The organism is Bacillus sp. EB106-08-02-XG196, assembly GCF_013396335.1.
In the GTDB taxonomy this organism is placed as follows: Bacteria; Bacillota; Bacilli; order Bacillales; family Cytobacillaceae; genus Neobacillus.
Genome location: NZ_JABWSY010000002.1, coordinates 24,057 through 45,926, shown reverse-complemented (window position 1 = coordinate 45,926; position 21,870 = coordinate 24,057). Strand labels below are relative to the sequence as shown.

Genomic DNA, 21,870 nt, shown 5'->3' with positions numbered 1-21,870 from the left:
TCCGCTTTTCTATATTTCAATAGGCTTTTTATTTTCATCTAGTGTAAATCCTTCTCCGTGGACATCATGGACAACAGTGACAGAAACAAACGCGTGTGGGTCTACTGAGGTAATTAAATTTTTTAAACGAACGATTTCGTTTTTAGCTACAACACAGTACAAAACTTCTCTCTCTAGTTTAGTAAAAGAACCATATCCCTTTAGAACAGTAACGCCTCTTTCCATTTCATCCATAATTTTTTTTGCGATATCATCATTTCTATCAGAAACAATCATCGCACCTCTTGCTGTATAGGCACCTTCTTGAATAAAATCAATAACCCTAGCTCCAATAAATACTGCTACTAGTGTATACATTGCCTCTTTATAATTGAGATAGGTAAGAACAGAGGCCGCGATCACACCAATATCAAAGATAAACATAGTCCTTCCCATGCTCCAACCTGCATATTTCTGGACCAGTCGTGCAATGATATCGACTCCACCTGTCGTACCACCATAGCGAAAGATAATTCCTAATCCAATTCCAAGAAAAACACCCGCAAACAGTGCAGCTAGTAATAAGTCATCTTTTAGCGGCATGTCAATCGAATAACGCTGGAATATCCATAAAAAAACGGATAGACCAACCGTGCCAAGAAGTGTGTAAATAAAAGCATTTCTACCGAGTAATTTCCAGCCGACAAAAAAGAGAGGGATATTTAAAATTAAGTTTGTATAAGATGGATCCCATTTGAACATGAAGTATAGAAGAAGAGTTATACCTGTAAAGCCGCCTTCGGCAAGTTTATTTTGCATATTAAAATTGACCAGTCCAAAAGACATAATCGCTGTTCCAATTAAAATAAATAAAACGTTTTTCAATTTAAGTCCAAATATCATATTCTTTTCTCCTCTACCACAATTTTCCTTAGCCAGCGGCTTTTATTATAGCGAATTAATAGTAGAAGAGCAATTTTAGGCTGGAAAGTGATACTTAATGCGAAAATATTTGTAAAACTAACTTTTTTTAGCTAATGTATTTAGTATAGTTGTTTTACAATTATTAAAAGAGGTGAGTATGTGTGGTCAATGGCAAATCTATCAAAGACCTGCAGAAGGATGTAGATACATACATAAGTCAATTCAAGGAAGGGTATTTTAGTCCGCTTGCAATGGTAGCCCGGCTAACGGAAGAGCTAGGTGAGCTTGCTAGAGAAGTCAATCATCAATATGGTGAGAAGCCTAAGAAATCCAGCGAAACGGAAAAGGCTATTGAGGAGGAGCTGGGTGATCTTCTTTTTGTTATTATTTGTTTGGCCAACTCATTAAATATTGACTTGGAAGAAGCACACGAATATGTCATGAATAAATTTAATACCAGAGACAAGGACCGCTGGACGAGGATAGAAACGAAGGATGAGGAGTGAAGAGGTATGGAAACGGTGAAAATTATTATAGCGGGACCACGCGGACGGATGGGGAGCGAAGCTGTCAAAATGGTAACCAATACGGAACATTTTGAGTTAGTGGGAGCAGTAGACCATAAACACGATGGCCATATGTTAAGTGACTTAGAGGGTTTTCATTCAATGAAAAATGTCCCTATTTATTCAACCATTGAACAGTGCCTGCAAAATGTTGAGTGTGATGTATTAATTGACCTAACTACACCTGAAGTTGGCATGCATCATGCCAGAACAGCACTTCATCATAATGTGAGACCTGTGGTGGGTACTACTGGTTTTACAAAAGCTGACTTAGAAGAGTTGGAGGGTATATGTAAGGAAAAGGGACTAGGCTGTATAATAGCACCAAATTTTGCACTTGGCGCTGTTTTAATGATGAAGTTTTCACAAATGGCTGCAAAATATTTTAATGATATTGAAATAATTGAACTACACCACGATCAAAAGCTTGACGCTCCATCCGGGACTGCTGTTAAAACTGCTGAAATGATTGCGTCAGTAAGAGAATTCAAACAACAGGGCCATCCTGATGAGAAAGAAACAATAAGTGGTGCAAGGGGTGCAGAGTTCAACGGAATGCACATTCACTCAGTGAGATTGCCAGGCTTAGTTGCCCATCAACAGGTTTTATTTGGTTCAGGTGGTCAAACGCTATCCATTCGTCATGATTCCTATAATCGCGCCTCATTTATGTCTGGTGTGAAAATAGCCGTAGAGACGGTAATGAAGCAAGACCTTTTTGTATATGGACTTGAAAATATTCTAGAATAGGAGCACTAATATGAATATAGCCTTAATTGCACATGATAATAAAAAGAATGATCTAGTACAATTTGTGACAGCTTACCAAACTATCTTTTCAGAGCACACCCTTTTTGCAACGGGGACTACTGGTCTTAGAATACAAGAAGCAACAGGATTACCTATTACTAGATTTCAATCTGGCCCTCTAGGCGGAGATCAGGAAATCGGTGCGATGATTGCAAAAAATAAAATGGACGCGATTTTCTTTTTCAGAGACCCACTTACAGCTCAGCCGCATGAACCTGATGTGACCGCACTCGTTCGCCTATGTGACGTGTATTCCATACCCCTGGCTACAAATATGGGGACTGCGGAACTATTGATTAGAGGATTAGATAAAGGTTTCTTAGAATGGAGAAACATTGTTCATGAGACCGGTGAAAGAGATGAGCGATAAGCCCTTACATATATTAGCATTCGGTGCCCATGCTGATGACGTCGAAATTGGCATGGGAGGAAGTATCGCAAAACTGACAGCAAGAGGGAAAAGAATTGGTATTTGTGATTTAACGGAGGCTGATCTTTCTTCTAATGGGACGATTGAGATAAGGAAAGCGGAAGCAAATCAAGCAGCTGAAATATTAGGAGTATCTACGAGACTGTCACTTGCATTTCCAGATAGAGGCCTGCTTCTGCAGGAGGAATTCATTAGGAAGATTGCTTTCGTCATTAGAAGGTATCAACCACAAATTGTCTTTGCTCCTTACTTTGAAGACCGCCATCCTGATCATGGAAACTGCGCCCGCCTTGTGGAAGAGGCAGTCTTTTCTGCGGGTATAAGGAAATACCGTACCGAGGATAGCCAAGCACCCCACAAGGTTTCAAAAGTGTATTTTTATATGATAAACGGCTTCCATAAGCCAGATTTCACTATTGATATATCAGATACGATGGAGTATAAAATTGCAGCCTTAAGGGCTTATAAAAGCCAATTTGAGCAAACAGAAAATAGTGTTAAAACGCCACTGGTAAATGGTTATATCGAAACCGTTGAGGCAAGGGAAAGGCTATTTGGTCAACAAGTTGGAGTTAATTTTGCAGAGGGGTTTAAATCAAAGGTGCCAATCCTCTTGAATTGTGACTTGATGGGAGATTGTAAATGAGGAAACTTAAAATTGGGATTACCTGTTATCCTACTGTTGGCGGCTCGGGAGTGGTGGCGACAGAATTAGGGAAAATGTTAGCTGAGAAAGGGCATGAAATTCATTTCATCTCGTCTAGCATGCCGTTTAGGCTTAATAGAATGTATCATAATATTTTTTATCATCAGGTTGAAGTGAATCAATACTCTGTTTTTCAATATCCGCCCTATGATATTGCTTTAGCAAGTAAGATGGCCGAGGTTGCTAATAGAGAAAATCTAGACATTCTTCATGTTCATTATGCAATTCCACATGCCGTTTGCGCGATCTTGGCAAAACAGATGTCAAAAGTGGATGTAAAGATTGTCACCACTCTGCACGGTACAGACATAACCGTTCTTGGGTACGATCCATCCCTGACAGAAGCCATTAAATTTGGAATTGAAAAATCGGATGTAGTAACCGCTGTTTCAAGGTCTTTAATTGAGCAAACCCAAGAACTTATTCAGCCAGACAAACAAATAGAAACGGTCTATAACTTTATTGATGAAAGAATTTATCAAAAAAGAGAAGCAAATCATTTAAGAAAAGAATTCGGAATTAAAGATAAAGAAAAAGTCGTCATCCATGTTTCAAATTTTCGACCAGTTAAACGTGTTCAGGATGTTGTAAAAACCTTTGCAAAGATTTCTGCTGCTATGCCGGCAAAGCTTTTGCTTGTTGGTGATGGGCCTGAAATGACGCCTGTGTGCAGACTTGTAAAGAAACTAGGATTAACAGAAAAAGTTCACCTCTTAGGTAAACAGGAAAACCTAGATGAATTATACTCCATCAGTGATATAAAGCTGTTATTATCTGAAAAAGAAAGCTTTGGGCTGGTGGCTCTCGAGGCAATGGCCTGCGGTGTACCTTGTATCGGAACGAATGTTGGCGGGCTGCCTGAAGTCATTCAGCATGGAAAGACTGGATACATTTGTGAATTAGGGGATATTGACGATATTTCTAAGAAAGCTATCATGCTATTAAGTAATCAACAAATTCATGAACAATTTGCCAGTAATGGATTATCTGTTGTGAAAACAAAATTTAGAGCCGAACAAATTGTCGGGAAATATGAGCAATTATATTATAAGCTCTTAAACTAAGGGTGATTTGGATGAAGAGGCCTTTTTTAGCAGCTGTACCAGTATTAGAAAGGCTAGAGACTGCTGGTTTTGAAGCATATTTTGTGGGGGGGTCTGTCAGGGACTTCCTTTTAAATAAAGAAATTAATGACGTAGATATTGCCACCTCGGCAACCCCCGAAGAAGTAAAACAGATATTTTCGAAAACTGTCGATATTGGAATCGAGCATGGTACGGTTCTAGTTTTGTATCAAAATGAAGGATATGAAATTACTACGTTTCGAAGTGAAGCAGCATACGAGGATTTTCGCAGACCGAAGGAAGTTGCATTTATTAGGAGCCTTACGGAAGATTTGCAGCGGAGAGATTTCACCATGAATGCTATTGCGATGGATAAGGATGGAAATCTTATTGATCCTTTTCAAGGACAAAAATCAATAATGAACAAAGTTATTCAGACTGTCGGAAGAGCAGAGGATCGATTTCAAGAGGATGCACTAAGGATGATGCGTGCTGTTCGTTTTGTAAGTCAGTTGTCGTTCAAAATTGAAGAAGAAACACTAAATGCACTGAAAGAATTGGTACACTTACTTGAACATATTGCTGTCGAACGAAAACAAACGGAGTTCGATAAATTACTATGTGGTGTTAATCGAAAACAAGCCTTGGAGTTAATTCTTCAAACCAATATGTATTCTTACTTACCTGGGTTATCAAGCCAAGAGGGTGCTATTAAGTTAGTGTTAGAGTATGAGCATGAACGTTTAAACCCACGTGAGATGTGGGTATTACTCATATTCTGCCTAAAAGTAGAAAAAAAAGACGTAGAGGAATTTCTCAGAGACTGGCGAATCCGATTGAAGGAAATTAGGGAGATACAGCTTATTTTACATTACTTAAATAAGAGATTCATAACGAGTTGGTCTACATATGATTTGTATACAGCAACGAAGGACATTTTCGTATCATCTGAAATTCTATATCTCACTATTAACAACATCAAAGGTAATGATACCATTCAGCACTATATACGACTGTATGAAGGTCTTCCAATAAAAGATCGAACAGAAATGGACCTAACAGGAACTGACTTAATGGCATGGTTTAACAAAAGCGGTGGACCATGGGTGAAAGAATTATTGCTTAAGGCTGAGCAAGCGATTTTAGATGGCAGGATTACGAATAATAAAAAGATCATAAAGGAGTGGCTGATGGAGTGCAATCACAACTAAGGAAAGAACTGCTTGACGCCTTTACAACTGCTGGCGGTTCCTATTTGTCTGGCCAGCATATAGCAGAGTTACTCGGCTGCTCCAGAACAGCTGTATGGAAACATATTGAAGAGCTCCGAAAAGAAGGTTTTGAATTAGAAGCAGTGCGCCGCAAAGGGTACCGAATTGTAAAAACACCTGAAAAAATAACAGCTGATGAACTAAGACTGGGTTTAAAAACTAAATTTATTGGTAAAAACGTCCACTATGAGGAAAGTGTAGAATCCACGCAAAAGATTGCACACCGTTTAACTTATGAAGATGCACCTGAAGGGACAGTAGTTATTGCAGAAGAACAGCTGTCAGGCCGCGGAAGAATGAACCGCAAATGGCATTCACCCAAGTATACAGGCATTTGGATGAGTATTATTCTAAGACCAAACATACCGCTGCCAAAAGCTCCTCAATTAACGCTATTAGCAGCGGTGGCAATTGTTCAGGCGATTGAGGACCTTACAGGGGTGCTTCCACAAATAAAATGGCCAAATGACATCCTGATCAACGGGAAAAAGGTAACGGGAATTCTAACTGAACTTGAAGCAGAGGCAGATCGAATTAATTCAATTATCATCGGAATTGGAATAAATGTTAATCAAACGATAGAAGACTTTCCACCTGAGTTACAAAAGATAGCAACCTCGCTTCTTATTGAAAAAGGTGAAAAGATATCCCGTGCTGACATAATAAAGGGCATCTTTATGAATCTTGAAAAATTATATTTACTATACCTAGAAGAGGGTTTCCTTCCTATTAAGCTCCTATGGGAAAGTTATGCCATAAGTATTGGCAGGAAGATAACTGCCCGCACACTTACTCATTCCATTGTTGGAAATGCCCAAGGTATTACAGACGACGGAGTATTAATCATTGAAGATGAACAAGGAAAAATACACCAAGTGTACTCTGCGGATATAGAAATATAGGAGTTCAGTTATTAACGAAAAGAATAGCTTGCGGTTTTCTGAATTATTTCTTATAATTCAAATAATGGGCGGTATCCTTGAGAGCTGCACCTGAAACTATTTTTTCACAATTTAAAAAGGTTTCTGCCTAGATCCGTAGTACGGACCGGGACAGAGGGATAGAACATGTAAAAGAGTACCAAGATCCTCTGCCTTCAGAAGGATCTTTTTTGCGCTCTTTTTTATTCCCCTCTTCCTACTAAAAAGGAGGGAATGTTGATGAAGCAAAGTACAGATTTCTTAAAAATGAAAGAAAATAAGGAAAAAATCGTCATGCTTACAGCGTATGATTATCCATCTGCGAAACAAGCAGAACAGGGAGGAGTCGATTTAATTTTAGTTGGAGACTCTCTTGGGATGGTCGTGCTGGGATACGATTCCACTGTACCCGTGACGATGGAAGATATGATTCACCACGCAAAAGCAGTAAAACGAGGAGCGAAAGAGACGTTTATTGTCGTAGATATGCCATTCTTAACCTATCATTTGTCCATTAAGGATACCATGCTAAATGCAGGCAGATTGATTCAGGAAACAGGTGCTCACGCTGTAAAGCTTGAGGGAGCAGATGATGTAATAGAAAAGATTTCAGCTCTTACTAAGGCAGGAATTCCAGTTTGTAGTCATCTTGGATTAACCCCACAATCCGTTGGCGTATTAGGCGGTTATAAAGTTCAAGGCAAAGACGCAAAAGCAGCAATGAAACTGTTGGAAGATGCGAAAAAGTGTGAGGAAGCAGGGGTATTCGCGATTGTGCTTGAATGTGTACCAAAGCAGCTTGCGGAGGAAGTATCAAAACATGTTTCTATTCCAATTATTGGCATAGGAGCAGGGGCAGATGTGGATGGTCAAGTACTCGTTTATCATGATATTTTAGGTTACGGTGTGGAAAGAGTGCCTAAGTTCGTAAAACAATATTACAACTTAAACCCGTTCATTATTGAATCCATACAAGCGTATGTAAAGGAAGTAAAATCAGAACAGTTTCCCGAAGATAAACACTCCTTTACAATGAAAGAACGTGAACTTAGCGGACTTTACGGAGGTATTAAATGAGAGTCATTACCACGATAAAGGAAATGCAGGCAGAAATAAAAAAACTGAAGTCTAATTCAAAATCAATCGGGTTTGTGCCAACCATGGGATTTTTACATGAAGGTCATCTAACACTATTAAATAAAGCAAGGTTAGAAAATGATAGTGTTGTTTTAAGTATTTTTGTAAATCCACTGCAATTTGGACCAACAGAGGATTTTTCAACCTACCCCAGAGATTTTGCCAGAGATCAATCATTGGCTGAATGTGAAGGGGTAGACATCATTTTTTATCCATCGGTAGATGAAATGTATCACCATTCTTCATCTGTTAAAGTGGTAGTTCAGGAACGTACCGATGTTTTGTGCGGGAAATCTAGACCGGGCCATTTTGATGGTGTGGCGACTGTCTTAACAAAGCTTTTTAATATTGTGATGCCAACAAGAGCTTATTTCGGGATAAAGGATGCACAGCAAGTTGCCGTAGTTGAGGGATTAATTTCCGATTTTAATTTTCCGATTGAATTAATTCCTGTAGACATTGTCCGTGAAGAAGATGGCCTTGCAAAAAGCTCTCGTAATGTTAATCTCCTGCCTGAAGAAAGGTCACAGGCTGTAGTTCTATATAAAAGCTTAACAACCGCTAAGAAGGCCATAGAGGGAGGAGAACGGAACCCCCAAACAATTAAGGACCAAGTCTCAGATATGATTCGTTCAGAGACACATGGACAAATTGATTATGCAGAGATCTACTCCTATCCTCAATTAAAAGAAATAGAGAATTTAGAAGGCAAATGTATCATTGCGCTGGCTGTTAAATTTTCAAAGGTTCGATTAATAGATAATATCATCTTAAATGTTAGGCAGGAAATTGGAGGAGAAAAATAATGTTTCGGAACATGATGAATGGGAAAATCCACCGTGCTACGGTAACTGAAGCTAATCTAAATTATGTTGGAAGTATTACCATAGATAAAGATTTGCTAGATGCCGTGGGTATGGCGGCTAATGAAAAGGTTCAGATTGTTAATAACAATAATGGTGCTAGACTTGAAACCTATATCATTCCTGGAGAGAGAGGCAGCGGTGTAGTTTGTTTAAATGGTGCAGCTGCCAGACTAGTTCAAAAAGGTGATATTGTTATAATCATCTCTTATTGCTTAGTTCCTGAAGAAAAAGTTCAAAGCCATCAGCCTAAAGTAGCTATTATGGATGAATGTAACAAGATAAAAGAAATGATCCATGCTGAACCTGCATTAACCATTATGTAATTAATCCCCTTTACCCGGGGATTTTTTCTTTTTTTATGTTTATTTTATATACTGTAAGTATGGTTTTCTTTTTCTTTTACCTTTTTTGTGATACCGTTTTAATGAAGGTTTGAGGTGTTATGTAAATGTTAAATAAATTTGTTGTAGTAGACTTGGAAACTACAGGAAATAACCCCAAAAAGGGGGATAAAATAATCCAATTTGCTGCTGTGGTCATTGAAGACGGGAAAATCACAGAAAACTTCTCATCGCTTATCAATCCCAAAAGGTCAATCCCTGCTTTTATTGAAGAATTGACACACATAGACGATGAGATGGTAAAGGACTCGCCATTATTTGCAGAAATAGCCCCCAAGGTTAATTCATTATTAGAAGGTGCCTATTTCGTTGCTCATAATGTATTATTTGATTTGTCATTTTTACAGGAAGAATTAATCCAAGCAGGATTTGAGGGCTTCTACGGCTCAGTCCTTGATACAGTAGAAATGGCGAGGATCATCTTTCCTACAGCTGACGGCTATAAGCTTTCTGACTTAGCTGTAAGAGAGGACCTGCAGCATGATCGCCCGCATCAGGCTGATAGTGATGCGCAGGTTACGGCAGAACTGTTTCTAATTCTTGTTAATCGGTTATCTCAATTACCAGTAATGACTCTTAATCAGCTTTCACAGCTTTCAGGAGGACTTAAAAGCGATTTACAACTATTAATTGATGAAATCATTTTAGAGACAGACTCAAGCAGCCAAAAATGGCATGAATACCTTGAAATATGTAATACACTTGCGCTGAAAAAGCTTCAAAGTCATTCATCATCATCTAGCAGGCATTATAAGGATGATTATCAATTTCCACTCAGTGAAGAAGATAAGGTGAAGATGGTTAATAAGGGTTTTACCTCTTATGAAAAGAGAATAGGACAATTTCAAATGATGGATGGGGTTTACCAGACTTTTCAATCTGGAATGCATACACTCATTGAGGCAGGTACGGGTGTAGGGAAGTCTCTAGGCTATCTGCTGCCCGTTGCGTATTATGCAAAAGAGAGCAGGCTCCCTGTCGTGGTAAGTACGCATACCATTCAGCTTCAAGAGCAAATTATTCAAAATGAAATGCCTTTGTTAACAAAGATTCTTCCTTTTGAAGTAAAGTCAGTTTTGTTAAAAGGAAGAAACCATTATATTAGTTTAGAGAAATTCGCCCTGTCCTTATTGGAGGAAAATGATAATTACGATACCACTTTAACGAAAATGCAAATCCTGGTATGGCTGACAGAAACCAATACGGGTGACCGTGATGAGCTTAATCTCTCTAGCGGCGGCAATATTTTTTGGAATAAAATTAAGAATGAACAAACAATTTTTGCGATGAATAAACTTTGGCAGGAGAAGGATTTCTATTTACGTGCAAAGAACGAGGCTCAGGATGCGGATATTATTATTACCAATCATTCGCTGTTATTAAGTAATCTATCTGCTGAAAAAACATTTTTGCCAGAGTTTGATTATGCCATTATCGATGAAGCACATCATTTTGAAAAGGTTGCAAGCCAATATTTTGGCCGCACATTAGATTACCTCACAACCCGTTTACTGTTAAGTCAATTTGGACAATATGAACAGCGGCTTTTATTTCATGAACTAGAATCGATCCTTGATGTCTTAATAGCAAACAAGGGAAATTTAACTTCAACAATAAAAATAAATCAACTTGCAGCCGACCTTTCCTATGAAATGGACGAATTTTTTAAGCTGACTGCCCTTTATGCCAAATCAAGCACTACTGAAAGACGGGGCATAAATCGAGCAAAGGTACGGTTTTTGCGTGAAAAAGGAGGCAAAGAAAAAACGGCTCTTATCCATAGCGCAGAGAGGTTTGCCTTTCTTCTGAAAGATTTACAGAGTGCCATCACGGAGCGTTTAGATATAATTAAGAATCATAAAGAACATCTAACAAGTAAGCAAAAAGGAAAAATGGAAGAAATCATTTCCTTTAGTACCGATCTAGAAGAACTAAGAATCACCGTTCAAGATTGCTTTATTAAAGAATCTAATGATGTAAAATGGATTGAGATTGATTTCCGTTCTCAACAGAATGTAACCACCTTCTATGCCCAGCCTGCATTCGTAGCGGCTTCGTTAAATGAAAGGTTTTTTAGTGTTAAAAAAGGAGTTGTGTTAACTTCAGCTACCCTTACAATTAACAACTCGTTTGACTACATGATAAATGAAATTGGACTCGACAAAGACACTACTGTGACAATGAACATACCTTCTCCCTTTGATTATAAAAATCAGGTGAAACTGTTAATACCTGAAGATTTACCAGAGGTGAATGCAACCGGTCTAGAGGATTATGTCATTGCGATTACGGAGCATATTATCACGGTCGCAGAGGCAACAAAGGGTAGAATGCTGATTCTCTTTACGGCTCATGACATGTTAAAGAAAACATATGAGCTTATAAAAGAAAGTGGATTTCTAAATGATTTTGCGATGATTGCGCAAGGGATTACAAGCGGAAGCCGCTCAAGATTAACGAGGAATTTTAAACGTTATGAGAAAGCCATTTTACTAGGGACAAGCAGTTTCTGGGAGGGGATAGATATCCCGGGTGAGGACCTATCATGCTTAGTCATTGTCAGATTGCCATTTAGCCCGCCTGACGAACCGCTGACAGAAGCTAAATGTCAAATAATTAAACAACAGGGTGGGAATGCCTTTACGGAGTATTCTCTGCCTGAAGCAATACTAAGATTTAAGCAGGGCTTTGGGCGTCTAATCCGCAGTGATAAAGACCGGGGAATTATGATGGTTTTTGATAAAAGGATCATTACTGCAAAATATGGCAAGGATTTCTTGAAGTCAATACCTTCCGTACCGATGAAAAAAGGAAATATTGACGAATTAGTCGAAATAATTTACAAATGGCTATAATGAAATTGGGAAAAATTACACATCCTATTAGTATTGGAGGTATGTGTATGAGAAAATTATTAATTGTGGCAGCAATTTTTTTCCAATTAACTTCGATTGGAAGTGCCTCTTCTTATAATTATGGTAATGTAGAAAGTATCGATTTGAATTTGAAGGACCATGAAATTGCTGTCACTTTTTTGGGCTTAGGTGACGGAGAAGCGACCCTGATTCAAGGCTCCAATGGCGAGAATATTTTGGTTAACACGGGTGGAGAAGAAACAAGTGATGAATTGCGGGATGTGCTCAAAACTTACGGTGTTAAAGAAATTTCAACCCTTATCATCACAAACACTCAAAATCTATTTCTTGACCAACTTACGCAAATCATTTCAAAATATAATGTAAAGCAATTGATTGCAACAGCTGAAATTGTAAAGGAATTAACGAATATGTCACTTTCTTTTTCGGGGGTTAAAGTGGTTCCTTGGACAGAGGGAACAACACAAGTCCTTTTCCCCGATTTGTCTGCAGAAGTTCTTTATGCAGGTATAGGAGAAAATGAAGGGATAGACTTTACCCTGCAATTTTTTAAGCATCGTTTATTTCTGATGACCTCGTCAAGTCAACAAGTAGAAGAAAATTTATTAAAGAAAAATTTAGATGATGTTACTATTTTTAAAGTGCCAAACTGGGCTAAGGAAGATTCATTATCGGAGAAATTAATTCAACATGTTAATCCGCAAATTTCAATTCTATTTGAATCAGAGCAGCATCAACCTGACCCCGATATTATCTATGACCTGCAGGATACATGGTCTGAAGTGTTTTTCACAAAAAAGCATGGTACCATTACGTTAAAATTTACTGAAAATAACTATGAAGTATTCACTTTTCCAGTAGAAAAGGAAGACTTTAGCTGATATTATTGCTTTAAAGAGATAAAGGAGGAATACAATGGAATCAAAAATAGAAGTCCTCTCAAGTGTTAAACTTCAGCATAGTCCGGACTTATACAAAATTGTTGACGCCCTTAATCGAACATTAAAACAAAAGGACTTAATGTTTGGACTGGCACTCGATCAAGAAGATCAAAGTAAAGCTATTTTTACCATTTATCGTACATAAAAGATGTAAAGCGGAGGCGACTGTCCAACTTTGACAGACGATTACAAGCCGGCACTGCAAATCCTGCACTTTGGATTTGTAGGGACGGATTGAAACGACCGAAAAGTTAGGAGCCGCAGCTGGAAGAAGTGGAGTACAATGAAAAAAATTATTTTATTTCTAGTTTTATTTATAGTAATTTGTGTTGGTGTTTTTATTAAAGTATATGCAACTGCCCAGGAACCTCTAAATTCTGCAGAAGAAAAGGCTGTTTCATTGGCAAAGGAAAAGGTCGAGCTAAACGATGTCGAGGATTTTCATATTTATCATGGAACAGAGACTGTTAATATCCTAGAGGGGAAAAATAAAAAAGGTGAAAATATTATCGTTTGGATCCCTGAGAAAAGCAAGAAAGTGATGTGGGATAAACGTAAAAACGGCATTTCTAAAGAAGATGCTGTTCAAAGAATGTTGGAAGAAAAAAATCCCAAAAAGATTATTTCCGTTAAATTAGGAATGGAAAATAATATCCCTTTATGGGAAATTTATTACCGTTCTGAAAATAATTTAATAAATTATTATTATGTACACTTTAAAACAGGTGAGTGGCTAAAAAATATCGAAAATTTATAGCTTGTATAGGAGCAGGAGGAATAGAAATGGCAGTGAAATTAGCAAACAGAGTAATGGCGCTTACACCGTCAACAACATTAGCAATTACAGCAAAGGCTAAAGAATTAAAGGAACAAGGGGAGGATGTAATTGGTTTAGGTGCGGGTGAACCTGATTATAACACTCCACAACATATATTAGACGCAGCAGTCCGGTCTATGAATGAAGGACATACGAAGTACACCCCTTCTGCAGGCTTGCCGGCCTTAAAGAAGGCAATCATTGAAAAGTTAGAAAGAGACCAAGGGCTTACTTATAAACCAAATGAAATCATTGTAGGGAACGGAGCAAAACATGTTTTATATACGCTTTTTCAAGTTCTCTTAAATGAGGGTGACGAAGTCATCATCCCAACCCCTTACTGGGTAAGCTATCCTGAACAAGTTAAATTAGCCGGTGGCGTTCCGATTTACGTAGAGGGATTTGAGTCACAACAATTTAAGATTACTCCTCACCAATTAGAATCGGTGATTACAGAGAGAACTAAGGCAATTATAATCAATTCTCCCAGTAATCCTACAGGTGTTATTTATTCCGCAGAAGAACTTCAGGAATTAGGCAAATTATGCCTTGAAAGAAATATTTTAATCGTATCTGATGAGATTTATGAAAAGCTCATTTATGGTGAACATAAGCATGTATCCATTGCACAGTTATCTCCAAATTTAAAGGAGCAGACTATTGTCATAAATGGTGTTTCAAAATCACACTCCATGACAGGCTGGCGTATTGGTTATGCTGCAGGAAATAAAGAGGTTATAGAGGCCATGACAAACCTAGCAAGTCATAGCACATCTAATCCGACCACAACTGCTCAGTATGCCTCTATAGCTGCCTATAACGGTCCACAAGAGCCTGTAGAAGAAATGCGTCAGGCATTTGAACATCGTTTAGAAGTTGTTTATGATCAACTTGTTGCGATTCCAGGATTTGCTTGTGTGAAGCCTCAAGGTGCATTTTATTTATATCCAAATGTAAAGGCTGCAGCTGAATTAACAGGATATCAAGATGTAGATGCATTTGTTGAAGCTTTGCTTGTAGAAGCAAAGGTAGCGGTTATCCCTGGCTCCGGATTTGGTACACCAGATAATATCCGTCTTTCCTATGCAACCTCACTTGACCTCTTAGAAAAGGCTGTGGCAAGAATAAAGGATTTTGTTGAATCTAAGCGTCAACGGTAAAATATTGGATTTTTAATAAAAAGTCTGCGATTGCAGGCTTTTTGCTTTTTTTATAATATCTGGATATTTCAATTCTCTTACTGTGAGAGGTTGTTCATGGTATACTAAGCAAGAGGTGTCGCAAAACATGAAAACAAATATATTATCATGGCTTCAAGAAGGTAATATAACGGTTCCTGCTTTATTATTTTCTGAGTACCGAAATATGAATCTAAATGAATACGAACTTGTTCTTTTATTAAATATTATGACTTTTATAGAAAAGGGAAACGACTTTCCCACTCCAGAAGAACTATCATCTCGGATGACGATTACTGTTTCAGAATGCAATGAAATGCTGAGAAGATTAATTCAAAAAGGATTTATACAAATAATAGATCAATACTCTTCAGAAGGAATCAGGTTTGAGAAATACTCTGTAGGATCTTTATGGGAAAAACTTGTAGACCAGTTTTTAATGAAAAATAAACAAACTCAAGAGGTCACTAAGAAAGCAGATGAAAGTGATCTATACACATGTTTCGAGAAGGAATTTGGACGTCCATTATCCCCGTTTGAGTGTGAATCACTGGCAATGTGGATGGATGACGACCACCACGATCCTGTAATCATTAAGGCAGCATTACGAGAATCGGTCATGTCTGGAAAGTTAAATTTCCGTTATATTGACAGGATTCTTTTTGAATGGAAAAAGAATGGCATAAAGACAATTGAACAGGCGAAAAATCATGGGCGAAAGTTTCGCCAAAAGCAGACGCCAAATCGGCCGGCGCAAGATTCTCAAGCCTCAACAACTAATTCTGTGCCTTTTTACAACTGGCTGGAGCAATAAAATTTACTAAACGAGAGGAGAAATTCTCTCGTTTGTTTCCATTTATATCACTAACTGGCAGGTGAAGTTATTTTGTTAAACAATACACAAATTCGTTTTTGTCTCGATCAAATGGGCGAGATGTTTCCTGATGCTCATTGTGAATTAGTACATTCAAATCCTTTTGAGCTGGTCATTGCGGTGGCATTGTCTGCACAATGTACGGATGTTCTCGTCAATAAGGTTACCAAGGAATTATTTAAGAAATACAAAACACCAGAGGATTATTTAGCGGTTCCTCTAGAAGAACTGCAAAATGATATTCGCTCCATTGGACTCTATAGAAATAAGGCTAAGAATATTCAGAGTCTAGCACGTCTATTATTGGATGAATATGACGGTGAAGTGCCGAAGGACCGTGATGAATTAACGAAACTTCCGGGTGTAGGAAGAAAAACGGCAAATGTGGTCGTATCAGTGGCTTTTAATATTCCTGCTATCGCAGTAGATACTCATGTTGAAAGAGTAAGTAAGCGGCTCGGTATATGCCGCTGGAAGGATTCTGTGCTCGAAGTAGAAAAAACATTAATGAAAAAGGTACCAAAAGACGAGTGGTCTGATACCCATCACAGATTGATTTTCTTTGGCCGCTACCATTGTAAAGCTCAAAATCCACAATGCCCAAGCTGCCCTTTATTAGAGCTGTGCAGGGAAGGGAAGAAGAGAATGAAGGGCAGGGAAGCAGTGAATGGATAATCAACAATTAATCCCTTTTTTAGAGGAACTAGACTTAGAGGTTCCGGCTGAAACTGAAAATGAAGTCATTTCATTCCTTTTAGCTGAATGGAATCTACTAAAAACTGAACTAGAAACCCTTTATCGTAATCGGGACCAACAAACTACACTTAAAGGGATGAAAAAAGGGGTCGGCTTGTTTATACATTTTTTATATTGGTCCAATGATAGACAAGTCAAGCTTAATGAACTTGAGCCATTGGGAAGCATAGAAATGAAACCAGTTAACCTTGATGAAAGATTAGGTTTTATCATAAGAAGACCAAACCTATTTCATTCCTACCGTCAACTATCCGAGTTGATGACAGAGCAAGAAAAACTATTGGCAAAGAAAAATATTGTAAAAAAGCGTCTAAGCCAAAAGGGCTAGACGCTTTTTTGTATCCGAGATTTATCCTCCACTGGTGCCATTACCATTACCATTGCCGTTTCCATTTTCATTTCCGGCTCCGGGCTCTGTGGTTCCGGGTTCATCTCCATTTCCATCGCCATCCCCTTCAGGATTTCCATCACCCTCACCATTGCCGTTTCCATTTCCATTACCTTCATCCTCTTCTTCTTGCTGCGGTAATGGTATATCAACTGTAGTGGCGGCCGGATCGCTTCTCTTGTCACCAATAATAGCAATGATACTGATGCTATACTTTGTACCTGGTACTGGATTCTGAAGAGTAACTACTTTTTCTGATATTTTCGATGTCTGTGGTGCAGCACCACCAGAAATGGTAACCTCGAATTCGACACCGGTATTCTCAGGATGGTTGTAATCCCAGGTTAGTGTGACTTCGTTCTTTTCAGCATTATAGAGTGCTCTAGGGTTACTAGGAGCGTCAATCTTGTTGTATTTTTCTGATACCTTTTTTGGTGCATGACCTTTCACGGCATACTCCACAATAACCTCACTATCAGGTGTAAACTCACTTGCTAATGCAGGCGGTTTAGAACCTTTTTCAACTCTAACCTTTTGCACGCTATCTGGAACAGTGAAGTCAGGTGTCTGGATATCCTTTGACACATATTCCATTAAATTCTTAAAGATTAGTTGGGCGATTCTTTGGTCTGCACCTGATTGTATTGGCGTTTTACGACTCGAATAACCCGTCCAAACGGACGCAGTATAGTTGGTTGTATAACCCGCAAACCAGGCATCAGGCACAACCCTGCTGCTTGTAATATTCCACTTTTTCATTTCATCTTCTGTATAGTTAGTTGTACCAGTTTTCCCTGCGATTGGAAGTCCTGGAACTCTTGCCGTTGTCCCAGTACCTGGTGAAACCATAACGCTCTTTAACATATCAGTAATCATGAAAGCAGTAGAATCCTTCATGACAAGCTTTGATTCAGGTGCAGTGTCAAGGACTGTACCATCTCTAAGCTCAATTTTCTTCACGGCATAAGGCTTTGTATACATTCCGTTATTTCCAAATGCACTGTAGGCTCCTGCCATTTGGAGAGGCGATACCCCTACTGTTTTTCCTCCAAAACCGCCAATGGCATAGGATTCAAAAATTTCTTTCAGCGGTATACCTAAGTTGATAGCAAATTCTTTCGCTTTTTCTAAACCAACCTGTTGAAGCGCCTGAACCGCAGGAGTATTTCTTGATAACTGTAATGCCGTACGCATTGAGATTGGACCCATGTATTTGTCATCCCAGTTGCCAAACTCTTGCCCAGTTGAATACTTTATTGGTTTATCATCGATCGTTTGATAGGTACCCCAATTGAGATATTCAATAGCTGGCCCATAGTCCAGTACAGGTTTAATTGTTGATCCAGGCTGTCGCTGTGTATCAATCGCATAGTTAAAGCCTCGGCTAACCTCTTGGTTTCGTCCGCCGCCAATCGCACGAATTTCACCTGTCTTGGTATCAATGAGAGCGATACCTGCTTGGAATTCTGCATCTGGATAGTTAATGACTTCATCTGTATTTAAAATGGTATTCACATGTAATTGTGCATTTTTATCAAGTGTTGTATGAATTGTTAAGCCATCAGAAAAGATATCAAAGTCTCCTTGAGCCTCTACTTCATCGATAACAGCATCGACAAAAGAATCAAAAGGCTTTTCGTCTCTAACTCTTTCCTCTTCTTTAACCAATGAGGCTGTCACTGGAACACTTTTTGCTTCTTCCATTTGTTCTTTTGTGATATAACCATGCTGCTCCATTAACATTAGTACAATATTACGTCTTTTTTCTGCTAAATCAGGATGGTCAAATGGGTTGTAATTATTTGGACTTTGCGGCATTCCTGCCAGCTGCGCAGCTTCTGGCAGAGTGAGCTCACTTAATTCTTTGTTATAATAAATTTTTGCAGCCGTCGCAAGTCCATGGCTGTTTTCAGAAACAAAGACTTTGTTTACATACATTTCAAAAATTTGATGCTTTGTATATTTTTGTTCAAGCTGATAGGCCATCCATGCTTCCTGAACCTTTCGCTTCAAGGTTTTTTCAGGAGTTAAAAATGAATTCTTGATGACCTGCTGTGTAATCGTACTTGCTCCTTCAGAACCAAAACCTTCCCTGAAATTGGCTACAACGGCCCCAGCCAAGCGGATAGGGTCCAAACCATGGTGCTTATAAAAACGAACATCCTCCACTGCTAAAACGGCATCTTCAACAAGTTTTGGTATATCCTTATAGTTTACGTATTCACGGTTTACTGAACCAACTTCTGCAATTAGCCCGCCATCTTTATCTAATACTTTAGAGGAGATGGGGTCTTTTAATAATTTCGGATCAAGTTTAGGAGTATCCTTTACTAAATAAGCAAAAGTTCCAACGCCAGCCAAAATACCAATAATGCCAAGGGCAACAAGTATCAGAAAAATTTTCTTAACAATACCGCTAGGTTTTTTCTTCGCTTTTTGTTTTCCTTTAGATTGTTGGAGTTTTTTACGGCGCTCCTCTCTCGATTCTGCCATGATCAATTTCCTTCCTTTCATACTTCAAACATTTTCTATTATCTAAAAATGAAAAAGAGTATCGATTATTTTAATATAGTCAATTCTGGGTTGAAATCCAAGCGGAATATAAACTCCTCTTTGCTCGATTTCTTCCTTTGTAATTGATTTTCTACCCCCATTTTTCATTCTTTCCCAAAAGGATAACAAGTGTTTAGCTTCTAGTAAATATACTTGTTCAAATTTGGAAAACCTGAGAATAACAAAACAAATTCCACCCTGTGAAACAACTTCCTGCATATGATCGATTTGATGCTGATGGAAATTTTTCAAAGGAAACGAGGTTGGATTTGCTGTTTCCTTTGCCTCAAAATCGATGTATTTACCTTTATATACCCCGTTATAGTCAGTGGTGGAAGCTTGTTTAAAATAGGCTTCTTTGATGACGGCTGCACTTCTTTTAGGGTAATCCACCTGAACTATTTGAACGGGTGTAGGCTTTTTATGAATGACAGCAATATTTCTCACACGGTAATATTCATTCGTATCGTTCAAATCATCCTCGAGTGTCATCCCTCTATTACTAAAAGAGTGATTACTGGGTTTCTTTACTTTGGATTCCGTTTCAATTTCTTTTGGAACGTATCTTTTTCCGTTTGGATAATTAAATTTCATGATAAGCACCTCTCAAGCTATTACTTATCATATCAAATCTAATCGCTAAGGGGTGTATAAAATTATTAGGTAAACGCACGCTAATAAAAATAATGTACCGTGCCTTTATAAAAAAAGCATGATTCTTTTTTCATAAATAATCAAGTCTCAAAAACTACCTATTATGAAAGTAGAAGGTGAATATGAATCATCTTACCATACATGAGATAGAGACTATCAGTCAAATGAAAGCTGAAACGGCCAAAAAGAATCTAGATAATATTTCGAGGACAGATGCTTATTTTTCCTATTTTAAAAAGAACCCAGATATTATTTGGTCATTCCTTGCCAGTATGGTATCAAGGAATGGCGGGTGGAATATGTGTGATTTGGAAGGGCATGTTTTTCGTGAAATATTAGAGCCTAAAACAAAGAAAGAACTTTTTCTAACTTTTGAACGGGCCAATTGGCTAATTTTCCACGATGTTTACCCTCAATTACTGGTCTATCAATATTCGACGAAAATAAAGCGGCCAATGTTTCATCTTCTTCCGTACTTTAAATGTTCTGAATTTATTCAAAAAGAGTGGGAGAGGTACTGGAAGGAAGGTAATCGTGAACGCCTTACCACTTCGTTAATAATAAATGAACAAAATGTTATTCATACACCTGTTATTGGCCATCCAATTTATAAAAAGCGTGTTTTTCAATCGTGGATTTTTAATGTACAGGATTGGCTACATTTCAGCTGTGTCCTATTTCCTACGTGCGGGGGAGAATTATATGGTGCAAGTGTAAATGGCTTTAAGTCACTATCAAAACGAATTAATCTTGGAAAAAGATTAGCAAGAATCTTGACCCATCCTCGGCTTTTCCCCTTTTTTTTCGAATTTGCTGATAAAACACCGCATACTGGGTCCCGAAATGATTATGAACAATATTTTAAAACAAAGACGAACCGTAATACACCGATATTAAGAGCAACCTTTCCCATTATTGAACATAATCATTATGAATACGAGGATTGGAGCAAGAATCGAGTGATATCCCCAGCTTGGCTATATTTTCAATCAAGACACCGCAACCCTATTCACCTAACAGATTGGTATTATGAAAAATCAAACCAGCTTGACTTAATGCTTGCCCTACACAAAACATCACATATAAAGAAAATATAAAAGCAAGGCGCTATGCCTTGCTTTGTTATTACTCCGCTGGACGATTTGGTCCTTCGAGTTTTTTATCACCATAGCCAACTTTATTATCCACTTGTGCTGCGCCAGATTTTTTGTTTTGTTTCTTTTTTGACATTATCAACACCTCCAATTTTAGCTTGTTCGATTTTCCATTTTTCATGCGAAAATGAGACAGTGTCGAATGGGAAGGTAATAAATGCCAAATCGGCACTTTCTTTGGCGAAACGCTTCTAGTTTTGTCAGTGGGGAAGGAAGCGGTAAAAAGAAAGAGAATAGTACAGTATATAAACGCGAGGAGGTTCTAAATTTGATGAATTCGTCATTGCCAGAAAAGGAAAAGCTGCTTTCTATGCTGACAGAGATATATGATCAATTAGAAGAATTGGAGATTGTTCTAGAAGCATCTTTCTCCGACCTTCGCATTCAAATGAATCATGAAGAGCAAAAAAAATTATTGGAACCGGTTCATAGACTCTCAATGCTTGAAATGCAATTAGATAAGATAAATCCACCATCCCACGAATCTACAGCAGATCATAGTAGTTCCGTAACCAGAGCACTAAAACTTGAAATGGGCTTTTAATTACCTATAGAATAAAGATAGAATCCATTGAGTAGCTTTATTAAAAGCTGCTTTTTATTTT

23 protein-coding genes are annotated in these 21,870 nt (G+C 38.2%); 20 read left to right on the top strand and 3 right to left on the bottom strand.

Annotated elements, in window-relative coordinates:
- Window positions 1-9 precede the first annotated feature (9 nt).
- The gene (locus MLOOGBEN_RS03670) at window positions 10-882 is read right to left on the bottom strand and encodes a YitT family protein (RefSeq protein ID WP_179156923.1); all 873 of its coding nucleotides are present in this window, start codon (window positions 880-882) and stop codon (window positions 10-12) included.
- 182 nt (window positions 883-1,064) lie between these two features.
- Between MLOOGBEN_RS03670 and MLOOGBEN_RS03665 the strand changes: the two genes are divergently transcribed.
- From MLOOGBEN_RS03665 to MLOOGBEN_RS03580, 18 genes are all read left to right on the top strand, one after another.
- On the top strand, window positions 1,065-1,409 hold the full coding sequence (locus tag MLOOGBEN_RS03665; protein WP_179156922.1) for a nucleotide pyrophosphohydrolase: 345 nt from the start codon (window positions 1,065-1,067) through the stop codon (window positions 1,407-1,409).
- A gap of 6 nt (window positions 1,410-1,415) precedes the next feature.
- Window positions 1,416-2,219 carry a 4-hydroxy-tetrahydrodipicolinate reductase gene (gene dapB, locus MLOOGBEN_RS03660; protein WP_179156921.1) on the top strand — a complete coding sequence of 268 codons (804 nt, stop codon included), beginning with the start codon at window positions 1,416-1,418 and terminating at the stop codon, window positions 2,217-2,219.
- 10 nt (window positions 2,220-2,229) lie between these two features.
- The gene (gene mgsA, locus MLOOGBEN_RS03655) at window positions 2,230-2,649 is read left to right on the top strand and encodes a methylglyoxal synthase (protein WP_179156920.1); all 420 of its coding nucleotides are present in this window, start codon (window positions 2,230-2,232) and stop codon (window positions 2,647-2,649) included.
- Window positions 2,639-3,355, top strand: a complete 717-nt coding sequence (gene bshB1 / locus MLOOGBEN_RS03650) for a bacillithiol biosynthesis deacetylase BshB1 (protein ID WP_179157313.1) — start codon at window positions 2,639-2,641, stop codon at window positions 3,353-3,355. Before mgsA ends, bshB1 begins: the two co-directional genes overlap by 11 nt.
- The gene (gene bshA, locus MLOOGBEN_RS03645; RefSeq protein ID WP_179156919.1) at window positions 3,352-4,479 is read left to right on the top strand and encodes an N-acetyl-alpha-D-glucosaminyl L-malate synthase BshA; all 1,128 of its coding nucleotides are present in this window, start codon (window positions 3,352-3,354) and stop codon (window positions 4,477-4,479) included. The genes bshB1 and bshA overlap by 4 nt, the downstream gene beginning before the upstream one ends.
- An 11-nt stretch (window positions 4,480-4,490) precedes the next feature.
- Entirely contained in the window at window positions 4,491-5,690 is a 1,200-nt protein-coding gene (locus MLOOGBEN_RS03640) for a CCA tRNA nucleotidyltransferase (RefSeq protein ID WP_179156918.1), read from the top strand.
- Complete coding sequence (locus tag MLOOGBEN_RS03635) at window positions 5,675-6,652, top strand: biotin--[acetyl-CoA-carboxylase] ligase (protein ID WP_179156917.1); 978 nt, start codon at window positions 5,675-5,677, stop codon at window positions 6,650-6,652. The genes MLOOGBEN_RS03640 and MLOOGBEN_RS03635 overlap by 16 nt, the downstream gene beginning before the upstream one ends.
- Window positions 6,653-6,910: 258 nt before the next feature.
- The gene (gene panB / locus MLOOGBEN_RS03630) at window positions 6,911-7,747 is read left to right on the top strand and encodes a 3-methyl-2-oxobutanoate hydroxymethyltransferase (protein WP_179156916.1); all 837 of its coding nucleotides are present in this window, start codon (window positions 6,911-6,913) and stop codon (window positions 7,745-7,747) included.
- Window positions 7,744-8,613 (top strand): pantoate--beta-alanine ligase, encoded by an 870-nt coding sequence (gene panC / locus MLOOGBEN_RS03625; RefSeq protein ID WP_179156915.1) that lies wholly within the window; start codon window positions 7,744-7,746, stop codon window positions 8,611-8,613. Before panB ends, panC begins: the two co-directional genes overlap by 4 nt.
- Complete coding sequence (gene panD / locus MLOOGBEN_RS03620) at window positions 8,613-8,996, top strand: aspartate 1-decarboxylase (protein WP_179156914.1); 384 nt, start codon at window positions 8,613-8,615, stop codon at window positions 8,994-8,996. Before panC ends, panD begins: the two co-directional genes overlap by 1 nt.
- Window positions 8,997-9,121: 125 nt before the next feature.
- Window positions 9,122-11,929, top strand: a complete 2,808-nt coding sequence (gene dinG / locus MLOOGBEN_RS03615; RefSeq protein ID WP_179156913.1) for an ATP-dependent DNA helicase DinG — start codon at window positions 9,122-9,124, stop codon at window positions 11,927-11,929.
- A gap of 47 nt (window positions 11,930-11,976) precedes the next feature.
- Window positions 11,977-12,831, top strand: coding sequence for a ComEC/Rec2 family competence protein (locus MLOOGBEN_RS03610; protein WP_179156912.1), 855 nt, complete (start codon window positions 11,977-11,979; stop codon window positions 12,829-12,831).
- 34 nt (window positions 12,832-12,865) lie between these two features.
- The gene (locus tag MLOOGBEN_RS03605; protein ID WP_179156911.1) at window positions 12,866-13,036 is read left to right on the top strand and encodes a YpmA family protein; all 171 of its coding nucleotides are present in this window, start codon (window positions 12,866-12,868) and stop codon (window positions 13,034-13,036) included.
- 138 nt (window positions 13,037-13,174) lie between these two features.
- Window positions 13,175-13,648 carry a cell wall elongation regulator TseB-like domain-containing protein gene (locus MLOOGBEN_RS03600; RefSeq protein WP_179156910.1) on the top strand — a complete coding sequence of 158 codons (474 nt, stop codon included), beginning with the start codon at window positions 13,175-13,177 and terminating at the stop codon, window positions 13,646-13,648.
- 32 nt (window positions 13,649-13,680) lie between these two features.
- Complete coding sequence (locus MLOOGBEN_RS03595) at window positions 13,681-14,868, top strand: pyridoxal phosphate-dependent aminotransferase (RefSeq protein WP_179157312.1); 1,188 nt, start codon at window positions 13,681-13,683, stop codon at window positions 14,866-14,868.
- Window positions 14,869-14,995: 127 nt separating this feature from the next.
- On the top strand, window positions 14,996-15,700 hold the full coding sequence (locus MLOOGBEN_RS03590; RefSeq protein ID WP_179156909.1) for a DnaD domain-containing protein: 705 nt from the start codon (window positions 14,996-14,998) through the stop codon (window positions 15,698-15,700).
- Between the two features lie 72 nt (window positions 15,701-15,772).
- Window positions 15,773-16,435 carry an endonuclease III gene (nth, locus tag MLOOGBEN_RS03585; RefSeq protein ID WP_179156908.1) on the top strand — a complete coding sequence of 221 codons (663 nt, stop codon included), beginning with the start codon at window positions 15,773-15,775 and terminating at the stop codon, window positions 16,433-16,435.
- Window positions 16,428-16,844: a YpoC family protein gene (locus MLOOGBEN_RS03580; RefSeq protein WP_179156907.1), complete on the top strand. Its 417-nt coding sequence runs from the start codon at window positions 16,428-16,430 to the stop codon at window positions 16,842-16,844. The genes nth and MLOOGBEN_RS03580 overlap by 8 nt, the downstream gene beginning before the upstream one ends.
- A 21-nt stretch (window positions 16,845-16,865) precedes the next feature.
- Here MLOOGBEN_RS03580 and MLOOGBEN_RS03575 read toward each other — a convergent pair whose 3' ends face one another.
- Both MLOOGBEN_RS03575 and recU read right to left on the bottom strand, forming a co-directional pair.
- Window positions 16,866-19,397, bottom strand: coding sequence for a penicillin-binding protein 1A (locus tag MLOOGBEN_RS03575; protein ID WP_179156906.1), 2,532 nt, complete (start codon window positions 19,395-19,397; stop codon window positions 16,866-16,868).
- Between the two features lie 42 nt (window positions 19,398-19,439).
- A complete protein-coding gene (gene recU, locus MLOOGBEN_RS03570) occupies window positions 19,440-20,051 on the bottom strand; it encodes a Holliday junction resolvase RecU (RefSeq protein ID WP_179156905.1) in 612 nt (203 codons plus the stop codon).
- A gap of 182 nt (window positions 20,052-20,233) precedes the next feature.
- On the opposite strand from recU, the gene MLOOGBEN_RS03565 reads away from it, so the two are divergent.
- Complete coding sequence (locus MLOOGBEN_RS03565) at window positions 20,234-21,208, top strand: DUF2515 family protein (RefSeq protein WP_179156904.1); 975 nt, start codon at window positions 20,234-20,236, stop codon at window positions 21,206-21,208.
- A 214-nt stretch (window positions 21,209-21,422) separates the two neighbouring features.
- Window positions 21,423-21,809: a hypothetical protein gene (locus MLOOGBEN_RS03560; protein ID WP_179156903.1), complete on the top strand. Its 387-nt coding sequence runs from the start codon at window positions 21,423-21,425 to the stop codon at window positions 21,807-21,809.
- Window positions 21,810-21,870 lie beyond the last annotated feature (61 nt).